This is a genomic window from Crassaminicella thermophila, from assembly GCF_008152325.1.
GTDB classification, from domain to species: Bacteria; Bacillota; Clostridia; order Peptostreptococcales; family Thermotaleaceae; genus Crassaminicella_A; species Crassaminicella_A thermophila.
The window spans coordinates 384,710-397,242 of record NZ_CP042243.1 but is presented as its reverse complement, the minus strand read 5'-3'; the positions used below and the strand labels follow the sequence as shown (position 1 = coordinate 397,242).

The 12,533-nt window shown below is 30.2% G+C and carries 13 protein-coding genes; 2 read left to right on the top strand and 11 right to left on the bottom strand.

The annotated features are described in order from the left end of the window. Window positions 1-9: 9 nt before the first annotated feature. The 11 genes from FQB35_RS01900 to FQB35_RS01850 form a co-directional block, all read right to left on the bottom strand. Window positions 10-1,164, bottom strand: a complete 1,155-nt coding sequence (locus FQB35_RS01900) for a Ger(x)C family spore germination protein (protein WP_148808293.1) — start codon at window positions 1,162-1,164, stop codon at window positions 10-12. 25 nt (window positions 1,165-1,189) lie between these two features. After that, a complete protein-coding gene (locus tag FQB35_RS01895) occupies window positions 1,190-1,396 on the bottom strand; it encodes a hypothetical protein (protein WP_148808292.1) in 207 nt (68 codons plus the stop codon). A gap of 1 nt (window position 1,397) precedes the next feature. After that, window positions 1,398-2,555: a Ger(x)C family spore germination protein gene (locus tag FQB35_RS01890; RefSeq protein ID WP_148808291.1), complete on the bottom strand. Its 1,158-nt coding sequence runs from the start codon at window positions 2,553-2,555 to the stop codon at window positions 1,398-1,400. Window positions 2,556-2,559: 4 nt separating this feature from the next. Next, entirely contained in the window at window positions 2,560-4,110 is a 1,551-nt protein-coding gene (locus tag FQB35_RS01885; protein ID WP_148808290.1) for a spore germination protein, read from the bottom strand. A 93-nt stretch (window positions 4,111-4,203) separates the two neighbouring features. Beyond that, window positions 4,204-5,670: a 4Fe-4S dicluster domain-containing protein gene (locus FQB35_RS01880; RefSeq protein WP_148808289.1), complete on the bottom strand. Its 1,467-nt coding sequence runs from the start codon at window positions 5,668-5,670 to the stop codon at window positions 4,204-4,206. Window positions 5,671-5,684: 14 nt separating this feature from the next. Continuing rightward, window positions 5,685-6,860, bottom strand: a complete 1,176-nt coding sequence (locus FQB35_RS01875; RefSeq protein ID WP_148808288.1) for a SpoIIE family protein phosphatase — start codon at window positions 6,858-6,860, stop codon at window positions 5,685-5,687. Beyond that, window positions 6,857-8,581 carry a [Fe-Fe] hydrogenase large subunit C-terminal domain-containing protein gene (locus FQB35_RS01870; protein ID WP_148808287.1) on the bottom strand — a complete coding sequence of 575 codons (1,725 nt, stop codon included), beginning with the start codon at window positions 8,579-8,581 and terminating at the stop codon, window positions 6,857-6,859. Before FQB35_RS01870 ends, FQB35_RS01875 begins: the two co-directional genes overlap by 4 nt. A gap of 1 nt (window position 8,582) precedes the next feature. Further along, window positions 8,583-8,828, bottom strand: a complete 246-nt coding sequence (locus FQB35_RS01865; protein ID WP_148808286.1) for a (2Fe-2S) ferredoxin domain-containing protein — start codon at window positions 8,826-8,828, stop codon at window positions 8,583-8,585. A 526-nt stretch (window positions 8,829-9,354) separates the two neighbouring features. Next, window positions 9,355-10,068, bottom strand: a complete 714-nt coding sequence (cwlD, locus tag FQB35_RS01860) for an N-acetylmuramoyl-L-alanine amidase CwlD (RefSeq protein ID WP_148808285.1) — start codon at window positions 10,066-10,068, stop codon at window positions 9,355-9,357. An 83-nt stretch (window positions 10,069-10,151) separates the two neighbouring features. Beyond that, window positions 10,152-11,270, bottom strand: a complete 1,119-nt coding sequence (locus FQB35_RS01855; RefSeq protein ID WP_148808284.1) for a gluzincin family metallopeptidase — start codon at window positions 11,268-11,270, stop codon at window positions 10,152-10,154. A gap of 27 nt (window positions 11,271-11,297) precedes the next feature. Then, window positions 11,298-11,621 (bottom strand): MazG-like family protein, encoded by a 324-nt coding sequence (locus tag FQB35_RS01850; RefSeq protein WP_148808283.1) that lies wholly within the window; start codon window positions 11,619-11,621, stop codon window positions 11,298-11,300. A gap of 268 nt (window positions 11,622-11,889) precedes the next feature. On the opposite strand from FQB35_RS01850, the gene FQB35_RS01845 reads away from it, so the two are divergent. Together FQB35_RS01845 and FQB35_RS01840 are read left to right on the top strand one after the other, a co-directional pair. Further along, window positions 11,890-12,054, top strand: coding sequence for an aspartyl-phosphate phosphatase Spo0E family protein (locus FQB35_RS01845; RefSeq protein WP_148808282.1), 165 nt, complete (start codon window positions 11,890-11,892; stop codon window positions 12,052-12,054). Between the two features lie 76 nt (window positions 12,055-12,130). Beyond that, window positions 12,131-12,526: a GNAT family N-acetyltransferase gene (locus FQB35_RS01840; RefSeq protein ID WP_168198210.1), complete on the top strand. Its 396-nt coding sequence runs from the start codon at window positions 12,131-12,133 to the stop codon at window positions 12,524-12,526. Window positions 12,527-12,533: the final 7 nt, after the last annotated feature.

Sequence of the window (12,533 nt, the reverse complement as noted above, 5' to 3'; positions counted from 1 at the left end):
CCTCCTAGGTTATTTGGCTACTTTAAGTGGTTTTAATTGCAATGCACTGCCTTTAATATTTACAACTACATTCACTTCTGTCTTTAAACCCCTAAAAAACTCATCCCAATTGGGTTTTATTTTTTTCCATAAATTAGGCATTTCTTTTTTTATACTTTTACTAAACCTAAAAATATCACTGTCATACTCTTTCTGTACTTTTTTTATAACTTTTTCAATATGTGTTTTTATTTGTTTTTGTGCATCTTTTTTTAATATGTTTCTTCCTTCTTTCCCAATAAAATCATCTGTTCCTCCTATTTCTCCTATCATCACATCAGTTTCAATATCTATTTTCATAACAAGCTCACCTTCTTTATATATAGGCTTTACCTTTGTCTTATTATTAAGGATTTCTAATGTAATTTTAGTAGGTTTATCTTTCATTTTCGATTCTACAATTACTAAGCCTCCATATACATGATCAATCACCCATAAAAAGGCTTGTGCTTCAAATTCATCAAGCCACCCTACCATTTTATCTCCTTTAAAAACAGCTAGACCTCCTACATAAGGTTGAACTTTTTCCCCATCTGATATATTCCTTATAACAGGTAGGGTTGGAGATATTCCTTCATCATATAAATCTTTTATGAATTTCCATATTTGTGCACAATGATATTTAGATATACTCTTTTCAGATTCTATTACATCATCTAAATAAATCCCTATAACAGGATGAATCTTTTCTTCTTTATGTAATTCTAGTATCTCTCTTGCAGTTTTTTCCTTTGAAACTATAATCCTCATATCCTCTCTAAATTCTGCATCTCTGTATACATAATCTAGAAGGGATATGATATTTTTTTTAGCAATATTTTGGCTTACAATAATAACTTTTGCATGTGCCCAATATAATTTTCGTCCTGTTTTCATAATAATATCTCTTACACCATCAAAAGGTAGTTTCCCTCGGCTTACATACAATTCTCCACTCATTTGAGATTCTTTTTTGGATGCTGGGTTAATAATCTCAATAGTAGTAATATACTCATTTTTCTTTTCATCATAGTCTATTGCCATCCCTGCTACTAATCTTATTTCATCAATATCTTTATAGTTCCAGCATCCTGAAAGAAAAAATATATTTATGCATATCATAAAGAGAAATATTTTTTTCTTCATATTCACCTCTTCTTTTCTATCAAATTTATCCTATTACCATCTTTACAATTTTTTCTATTGGCTTTGCAGGACTTGGGATCTTAACACCTAAACTAAGCAATAGACTAATAATGAATGCTGTCATAAAAGTTATTGTATAAAGAATTAGCTCTTTTTTTTGATTTCTTTTTACTAATGGAGTGATTTCAATAACTCCAATGATTAAATAAACCAATATAATCAAAAGTACCATATCAACTTCCCACCTTAATTGGTTTTGATCGTAATGCACTTCCTCTAATCTTTATTTCTGATTTAACTTCTATTTTTAAATCTCTAAAAATCTTGTCCCAATCATTCTTTATTTCTTTCCAAATTTCCGGATGTTCTCGCTCAATAACAGAACCAAATCCAAAAATATCACTATCATATTCTTTTTGTACTTTTTTTATGAGGTTTTTTATTTTATTTTCCATTAATTTCTCAGCTTCTTTTTTTACTATACTTCTTCCTTGTTCACTTATAAAATCTATTTGGCTTTCCAATTCATTTATATTTACAGTTGTTTTGGTATTTATTTTTATTTTTATTTCTCCATCTTCATATATAGATTTTATTTTTGTCTTATTCTTAAAAATTTCTAAACCTATTCTTACAGGCCTCTTTGAGGTATCTTTATTTACAATAATCACACCTCCGTTTATTTTACCCATAATAAATAGAAAGCTTTTAGTTTCATCTCCATTAAGCCATCCTACTAATTTAGCTCCTTTAAAAACACCTGTTCCATACATTTGGGCAATTTTTTTATCTTTATAGGAAGCTATACCAACCGTTGGAAGTGTTGGTTCAATCCCTTCAGAAGATAAATCATCTGCAAATTTCCATAATGGAACAGAGTGATATTTTTCTACCCCTTTCTCATTTTTTAATATATCCTCTAGTTGAAAAGAAACAATATCTTGTATCATAACATCCGTTTTTAAAATCTCACCTGCTGTTTTTTCTTTTGAGAGAATTACCCATATATCATCTCTGTACTCTGCATCTCTTTTTGCAAAATCAATAAGACTTATAAGTATATCCTCATTTTTTGCTACTTCTTCACTAATAATAATTACCTTTGCATGAGCCCAGAATACTTTTTTCCCTGTTAATGGAATCATATTTCTTATTGATTCAAAAATGTTTCTTCCTTCAGCTTTAATGACTTCAGGTTGAATTTTAGTTTCTCCATTTGTAACCATAGGATAAACTATTTCTGTTGTTGAAATAACCTTATCTTTTTCCTTATCGTAATCTACTGCTATTCCTGCTGCTATTGAAACATCATTGATTTCTTTATAATTCCAACAGCCAGAAGTAATGACTACTTGGATAAGAATTATAAAGATAAATATTATCTTCTTCATATCTTTACCTCTTTTCAGGAATTTGAGAATCTTTCTTACGAATAGGATTCTTTTGCCCTATAAGCTTTGGCCGATAGTACATATACCACCATGGAGCTCTAATAGCTGTATCCTTTATATCCTGCATCTTAATAGATCCAATAGATATCATATAAGGTACTCCAAATGATCTTAATGACATAAGATGAATAAACAAACCAATAACCCCAAATATATAACCATACAATCCTAAAAATGCTGAAAGAAATAAGAATATAAACCTAACAATAATAGCTGGTCCTATCATTTTAGGTGCTAAAAACTGTGAAATTCCTGTCAAAGCTATCAATATTACAATTGGTGCACTGACAAATCTTGCTTGTACAGCAGCCTGTCCTAATATAATGGCACCTACAAAACCGATTGTTGCACCAATAGGAGCTGGTAATCTTATCCCACCTTCTCTTAATATTTCAAATGCCAAAAGCATTATAATAGCCTCTACTATTGTAGGGAATGGCACTCCTTCTCTCGACGCTGAAATACTTAATATAAGAGGGGTTGGAATCATTTCTTGATGAAATGTTGCAAGCGCAACATAAATAGCAGGTATGCTTGTTGTTAAAAAGAAACCAAAGAATTTAATCAACCTATTAATTGAAGCATATATGAATGTATTATAATAATCCTCATTTGCTTGAAAGTATTCAACAAACAGACAAGGCAAAGTTAAAACAGTTGGTGTACCATCTACTACTATTGCAATTCTTCCCTCTAGTAAATTTGCAGCAACAATATCTGGTCTTTCTGTATGACTAATCGTAGGAAATGGAGATAATGGAGCATCCTGTATTAATTCTTCTATATAACCAGATTCAAGTATTGAATCAATTTGAATATCATCTAATCTTTTATGAACTTCTTTAATAATTTTTTCATTTGCCAATCCTTCTATATAACATACACATATCTTTGTTTTTGTTCTTACACCAATTTCCTTAAATTGAAATTTTAAATCTGCACTTAATATTTTCCTTCGAATTAGTGTTAAATTTGTCATTATAGTCTCTGTAAAACCTTCTCTCGGACCTCGAACAACTTGCTCTACAGAAGGTTCTGTTATAGCTCTTTGTTCCCAGCCTTTTACGTCTATAACTAACCCCCCACTAAAACCATCTAATAAAAGGACTGCATTTCCATATAAAATAGCCATAATCATTTCATTTGCATCTTTTTCATTTTTTATGTCTGAAGCATTGATTATCTTCTTTTCTAATACTTCTAAAATATTTTGTTTATCTGCTTTTTGAGGAGGTATGCTGTTCATAATTGGATAAATTACGTTTTTGTGCAAATCTGATTTATTTATCATTCCATCAATAAAAATAATGCAGCATTTTATATCCCACTGATTACTTTCTATATTTCGAAATATAACCGTTTCATTTCCTTTAAATATTCTTTTAAATTCACTTATGTTCTTTTCAAGAGATTTTGTCAATTCTATATCTTTCGTTCTATTTGGCTGTTTTTTATTATTAACACCTAAAATTGTGTCTTTTAATATTCTAAACATAAGCACACCTCAATCCAAAACATCTATATTCTGTGATATCTACTATTATTTGTTACAATCCTTTTTTCTATTCCATAAAAAAATGACAGAGAACTATTCCCTGTCATCTTTTTTATAATGTCTATGCAAGTCAATATCATCTATTTCAAATATTCTAAGAGAATCTTTTATTCCTTTTTCAACAGTTAATTCTCCATATTTATCTACTGCTTTTCTATCCTTTGGCCATCGATGAAGCGATGCAGCACCACCAATACAACCTCCTTTGCAAACCATTCCTTCAATAAAGTTTCCTTGCAATCTTCCTACCTTTGCAATTTTTAAAGCTTTGTCACATTCTGCAATTCCATCACATACAATCGGCTTAAAATCAACTTGAATATTTTCTTCTTTTAATACATGCTCAATCGCTTCTGTTAATCCTCCCGAACGTGCAAATATCCTTCCAAAGAAAGAAGCATTGTTTAACGGAGCTTCTTCACATTCCTCAATTTTAATGCCAGCAGCATCAATCATTGCACACAACTCCTCAAATGTAAGCACATAATCCGTACTTCCTTTAATATCTTCTTGATTTATTTCTGCTTTTTTAGCTGTACACGGTCCAATAAATACAACCTTTGCTTTATCATCCATTTTCTTAATTAGTCTAGATATAGCAATCATAGGAGAAACAGAAGTAGAAACATTCTCTAAAAATTCAGGATAGCACTTCTCAATATACGAAACAAAAGCTGGACAACAAGAACTTGTCATAACTTTTTTCTCTTCTATTGTTTGTGCAAATTCATGGGTTTCACTTAATGCAACAATATCTGCCCCAAGAGCTGCCTCAATTACATCATGAAACCCTAGCTTTTTTATTGCAGCTACAACTTGGCCAATTTTAACATTTGTAAATTGACTGGCAATAGCTGGAGCAATGACTGCATACACATTCTCTTCTTTTTTTAATAAATCTACTACATCTACAATAAATGATTTATCCATAATAGCACCAAATGGACATTGGATCACGCATACACCACATTGTATACATTTTTCATTGTCAATAACTGCCTTTCTGTTCTTTGGGTCAATAGATAAAGCATTTGTAGGACAAGCACCTCTACAAGGTCTTAATACATCAGAAACTGCATTATATTGACATGCATCTTTGCATCTTCCACATTCAATACATTTCTCTTGATTAATATATGCTCTTTGTCCTACATGAAATATTGCATCAACAGGACAAGCCTCTGAACATCTATGTGCAAGACATCCTCTACAAGCTTCTGTAATAGTAAAACGATTAATAGGACATTCATCACAAGCAATCTCTAAAACTTCTATGATGTTTTTATTTTTCTTGTCTCCTCCCATTGCTATCTTTACTCTCTCAACCATAATAGCTCTTTCTTTATATATACAGCATCTTGTTCTTGGCTTTGGTCCTGGAATAATACTCTCTGGTATTTTTTCATATTCTTCCATTAATGTTCCTTCCATTGCCAGTCTTGCTACTTCTCTTAATACCTCGTACTTTATTAACTGTACATTGCTCTCAAATTTTCTCATGCTTACACCTCTCACTATATATATGTTAGGTTTATTTGTTTTCCTAATTTTTTCATTAAGTCTATTAATTCATCTACGACCTTCAATTTTATACTTAAATCAATAGGTAAATCTGGATTTTGATGAGCAGGATTTACTGCTTTTCCAACCCAAAGATTAAGCTTAGTACAATCTTCAATCAACATTTTTGCAAGTTTCGATGCTCCATCTTTAGCATTTAGATTATATATTGGATTCTCTTCTATTGAAGTATCTACATATTCTTTTATTTTTTCAACAGCTTTACTTAGGGTTAATACTCCTTCTGTAACGAGGTCAATTCCTTTTATTTTTGCTGTAGGCGGTACATCAGGGCTAATAATATCCATATCTACCACTAACTCTTCTTTTAACTCCCTTGCTACAATATTAGCAGCAGTTCCTCCACAGACAATCTTTTTTCCTTTCCCTTCCATTAATTTTTTTACAATCCACGCATCATTTTTACTATCCTTAGGAGGTCCTGTAAACATATCTATTTCCTCAGGTTCTCTCATTTTTATAGTTACTACAGTCGTATCATCCCCTGGTTTGCCCATATATAAGTTTTTACATACTTCTATAAGATTTTTTGTAATATTCTTTGAACACTTTTCTTTTCCAACTACCCGAGTCAAATGATCTCTTACATTTTCCCACTGCCAACCTAAGTTAAGCACAGCTCCTACACCCGCATGAATAGCTCCATCACTTACTACAGTTAATGTATCTCCCTGCTTTAATTTAAAATTACTTTCTTTTATAGCCCGATCATTTATCTTAATACTATTTCTTCTTTTTACATCATAATATTTATTTTTTCGAACAAGTATAAAGGGTGGATTATCATATTCAACCGTATAGACATTCCCATCATTATCAACTTTTATGATAGTAAAAGTAGAATAAGCAAGCTTCCTTACACTGCAAACTGGTAAGGTGTGAACAATTGTATCTACTGTCTCATCAATGCTAGCTCCTTCCATCAACATGGTTGCTGCTATTTTTGCAGTAAGGGTTGCCAATATATTTGCTTTAACACCGCTTCCTAATCCATCTGCTAGTACAACAATAACCCCATCCTCTGTTCGGATGACTTCTACATTATCTCCACACAGCTCTTCCCCATATTTATTAATACTATCAAAGGCAACATCTATAAAACAACTCATTCTATATCACCATTTTCTTCCAATGCTATTTGTTTTAGTTTTGTTAGGATCACTTTTGTCTCTGCAGTGGTTTCTCCTAACAAACTAGCTATCTCTTGTGCTACACGCATCTGTTTTTCAATTACCTTTTGAGCTGCCTCAATAGTATTTTCTTTTACTCTTTTTAGCTCTTTTTTATGTTTTTCCTCATTTGTAGCATTGGTCATAATGGCCAATAGCAAATTTTGTTTTTCTAAGTATAAAATACTTTGTAATAATACCACATCATATTCAGGATGAAAAGCTTTTTGTCCTATAAGATTTTTCTTGCTATTCTTTACTCTTAAAAATAAACTTTCATCTAATATTACAGAAACAGGTTTATCCTTTATTTCGTCTGCTTTTATTTTAAAAATTTTTTCTGCCGTTGGATTAAATTCCTTAATACGCATTTCTTCATCAATAAGCATAATAATATTCGGTGAATTTTCAAAGATCACATTTGTTAAACGTTCTGCTTTACTCCTCATAAATGGAAGACACATATTTAATTCTGCCATTCCTTCAAAAACAGCTTGAGCCTTCTCACGGCACGTATTGTATCCACAGCCTCCGCAATTTAATTCATCAGCTGGTTCATATTTCCCTATTTTCTTTAAAATGTATTGAATTTCTTCTTCACTTGCTTTTTGCTTCTTAATCTTTCTATCAATAAATTTCTTTGAAAAATTAATTTTATCATATGATTTAATATCTCTATCTCTTAAAAAATCTTCTTTGTTCTTTGTATATTCTTTTACCTTTTTCTGCCCCTTATAAAAGTCTTTTTCACTTTTTGGCATTCCTGGTCCACCTATACAGCCTCCCCTACAAGTGTTCACTTCTACACAAACTCTTTCTAATGTAGAATTTTCCATTGACTGAAAAATCTTTATGCACTGTTCAATTCCGTCTACCTTTAATACTTCATAACCTTCTTCCCCATCATTTATAAAACTAGAAATTACACCTCCTTCTAGTGGAAAAGAGCTTCCTCTTTTGAAAGATTTTTGGTCAAATGGTTGTGGCTTTAAATCGTTTAAAATAATATTTTCTTCCTCTAACCACTTTGTCAATTCTTCAAATGTTAACACAGCATCAATCGTTCCCTTATGCTGAAAATTTAGTGATTCTATTTTTTTTGCCGTACAAGGACCAATAAATACTACATAACTGTCCATCCCATATAAGTGCTTTAATATTTTTCCATGAGCAAGCATTGGAGAAACCACAGGAATCAGGTATTGGCTTAAATTCGGAAAATACTTCTCTACCAAATAATTGGCTGAGGGACAGCACGAAGTAATAAGGTTTTTATATTCTCCTTCTTTTACATATTCTTTATATAAACTTGCAACTACTTCTGCTCCAATAGCAGTTTCCTCAACATGATCAAATCCTAAAGCTTTTAATGCAGTAACTATTTGTCCTGCATCATACATGTCAAAAGCTCCTACATAAGAAGGAGCTACACTTGCAAGAACTCTTTTTCTATCTTTCATTGCATTTTTTATATCCTTAAGATCACTTTTAATTTGCCTAGCATTTTGAGGGCAAATAATTAAGCATTGTCCACACCCAATACACAAATCTTCTACAATTTCAGCTTGTTCATTTTTTATCTTAATAGCTTTTACAGGACAAGCTCTTAAACATTTATAACAATTTTTGCAATTAGCCTTTGAGAAGTTTAGAATACCCAATTTATAACCTCCTAAGAACATATTCCTCAAAAAATCCTTCTACATTTTTTTCGTCTACTGAAACAATAGGTTCATCATCAACTTTTACCGAAACTGCCTTCGTACATTCCCCTAAACAAAAATCTGCTTTTATTGTTACCTGATTTTCTAACTTTCTTTCTTCAACAATTTTTTGTAACCCCTGAATTACATTATATGCCCCTTTTAAATGACATGCACTTCCTATACAGACACGAATTGTCACCATCCCTACAGCCCTCCTTGGTGTTTATTTTTATTCCTGTTGTTTTTAGTATACTATCCTGTTAAAATTTTATCAACCGTTTATCTGTTTTATTTATAGAAATAAAAGGAAGTATGATCCTTCATACTTCCAGCGTTCCTTTTTTCTATATTATCTTATCTACACATATTAATACAGTTATAAATAATATACAAATAATAACCCACAACACCCATTTTTTCAAAGCATCCCCTCCTTGCATATTTCATTATATGCACAAGAAGTATATTACTATTACAATACTTTTTTATGTAAATGTGGATAGCTATTGTGAATAAATTATCCCTGTATATAGGCTAAATTTGCAAAGTTTATTTTATTTAAATATGCTTGTCCACATATCCATAGGATTGAATTATTTAATATATGGATAATTTTGTGGATAACTAACAACATCCCTTTCTATTGATTTTACTTGCTTTGAAAGTATTCTGAAAACTTTATTCACATTTTATCCACAAGTTGTAGTTTTTTTAATTATATAACTTATTCAAACTTTATTTTCTTCTTGAAAATATCTTAATATTCCAATATAAATACTCCATGCAATCTTCTCCTGATATTTATCCTCTTGTAATAACCTTTCTTCCATTGGATTCGATAAAAAACCACATTCCACTAATACCATTGGAATCTTGCAAGATTTTAATAAGTAAACATCACTTTTTTCTTTTGCTACCCTATTATTTCCATTATCAATAACTCTAATTAATTCTTCTTGAATCAATTCTGCTAACCTTTTGCTTTCCTCAGACTTTTTAGGATAAAATGTTTGTGCTCCATAATATTTCGATTGCCCAAAACTATTCATATGAATACTTATAAATAAATCTGCCTGACTTTCATCTCTTAATTTTTTCCTATTTCTTAAATCTTCATTTTTTTTCTTTCTTACCGTTCCAGTATCAGAATATAATCCTACATCATCTTCTCTTGTCAGTAATACAATCGCACCTTCCTGTTCTAGTAACTTTCTTAATTTCAATGCAATTTTAAGATTTATATGGCTTTCACAAACCCCGCTTTTTCCAACTGCACCTCCATCTATTCCTCCATGACCTGCATCGATTATAACCACTTTATTCAAAACAATATGTTTTGAAACTTCTAATACTTTATTTATACAAAATGTTGAAAAGATTATAGAAAATATGATAGAAATTATTAAAAACATCCATTTTTTGTTTATAACCAATATTCTCATTCTTATAATCTCCTCCTTCTTTTTTCTTATATTTAATCCTATTCAGATAAATTATATATATGAAAAAAGAAAAAACAGAGCTTTCACTCTGTCTCATTTAAATAACTAATCCATTCTTCATTTAAATCATTAACACTTATTCCAAATTCTTTTTTAAATACTTTATGAAATCTTTTTATCGATTCTTTATCCACCTCTATACCCGTACCTTCTTGATAAGGAAATTCCCCTAATGCTTCAACAATATCTTTTACCTTTTGCAGTCCATACTTTTGTATCATAAATTTTACGATCATTCCAGCGCTATCATAATAGTTTGAAATTTCCTTAGGGTCTTTCATTTTTTCAAGGTTTGCTTTTTCTAATTTTAAAATATCCATTCTTTTATCCTTGTATCTATTTAAATAATATGATTTTTTTCTATGTTCTTTTGGCTCATTTGGAAAATTTGCAAAATATACAGCCAGTCCCTCTGTAAACCAATATGGCATATTATTATTCGACTTACTTATTGTCAATTTATGTACCAGTTCATGTTCCAAAATTTTTCTATAAGTCTCTTCTTCAAATTTTGTAGTTTTAATAGATTCTGGATACTCATACCACCCAGCAAATTGCCATTTAAATGACAGCTTTACAGATTGTCTTAGTATTTCTTCATCTTCATATATTTTTATTATTGTAGTATCTTTTATTTTTTCACCATATCTATGCCAAATATTTTGATAAGCTATCTCACAGACATTTGCAACAGCTTGTGCATATTTTCTTAATCCTTCACCATATTTTATTCTAAAATGTGTAGTACTAATTTCATCAAATATTAAATCATTATCTTTCCAATGCCCATTCTCCTTCTTAAGCAATAAAGGAATCTTAACAGAATATTTTTTCCCTTCATAAAAATAACTTTGCTTAAGCTTTAATCTCACTTCATCCTTACTAAATATTTCTATATCTTCTATCTTTAAATTATAATCATTAATGTCATTCATTTGAATATCTCGTATCCAGCTTTTCTTCTCAGCTAAATATTCAGGTTTTTCTTTTGATATTGTATCCATATATTTTATAATATTTTTTTCGTTTACATATTGTTCTTGCTTCCCAATAAAAGCCTCTACTTCTTCATGTATTCTTTTATCAACACAGCCTATACAAAGTAATAATATAAGCAAGGCCATGAATAAATATTTTTTCATTTTTACCCCCATTGAACTATTAATATACTATAACTTAAGATACCCTTTCTTTTCCAATTTGTCTATGTGGTCATCTACCTTTTCCTTTATATTAATTCCATATTCTTCTTCTAATACAAACATCATAGATACTGCAACTTGTGCTACATCTAATAACTCTTTGCTAATCATCTCTATTACTTCTTTTTCTTCAAAATCTACTTTTTCACCGTTAATTCCTCTAAATTTTCCTATGGCTTGTGCCAATTCTCCTGCTTCTTCCATAAGCTTCAAACAGGTAGATTCTAATCCTAATTTTAAATTATTTAACTTTGGTAAACTTATCTGCTTAAAGGTTGTATGTTTCTCCATATAGTATCTCCTTTCTTAATGCTATCTTTTACATTAATTTTATACTTTTTTAGATATAAAACATAGTATAAAAAATGATTTTAAATATTTATTTTATAACATTTTCTTTTTTTCTTGTATTTTCTTTTCCATTATTATATAATATTCGTAACTAGTTTATTGCATTATTTTACATTTTTGTCATTTTATTGCTTATAGTGACGCAATCTCTTGTCGAAACAAGAGACTTTTTGAGTTTTTTGTCATTTTTTGAAAAGGGGGAAAAGAAATGTCACAAAATGAACTAAAGAAAAAAATTGAAGAAATGAATATAGAATTATCTGCTCTATTAAAAAATAAATACTATAACTTACAAGACTATGCAGTTCTTGAGTACAGTCAAAAGCTAGATGTCTTAATTGTCGCCTATATGCAATCAGTATCGAAGCATTAATGGCTTCTATTTTTATAATCACTTTCTTTGCTTGATTCATATAATATAGTATAAAAATCCTGGTGAGGTGAAAATCGTGAAGATATTAGAAAATATTCCTCCTGATTCATCTCAACTTCTTGAATTATATAGAACTGTTGGATGGCTTACATTTGAAGATGATACAAGCATTGTAGAGGAAATTTTAGAAAATACAGATGAGTTTGTTTGTATATATATGGGGGATACACTTGTTGCATTTGGAAGAATGCTAACAGATTATAGAATGAGTGCTTTTTTAGATGATATCGTTGTTCATCCAGGTTTTCGCCATATGGGATTTGGTAGTATTATTATTAATATTCTTATAGAAAAAGTTCCTAAAGTAAAAAAAATTAAGCTCACTACTTTTAATGCTGCTGAATTCTACAAAAAATTTGGCTTTTCAAACCCTTCCTGTACTCCTATGGAATTAATATTAGATCAAAAATAAAGCAGAT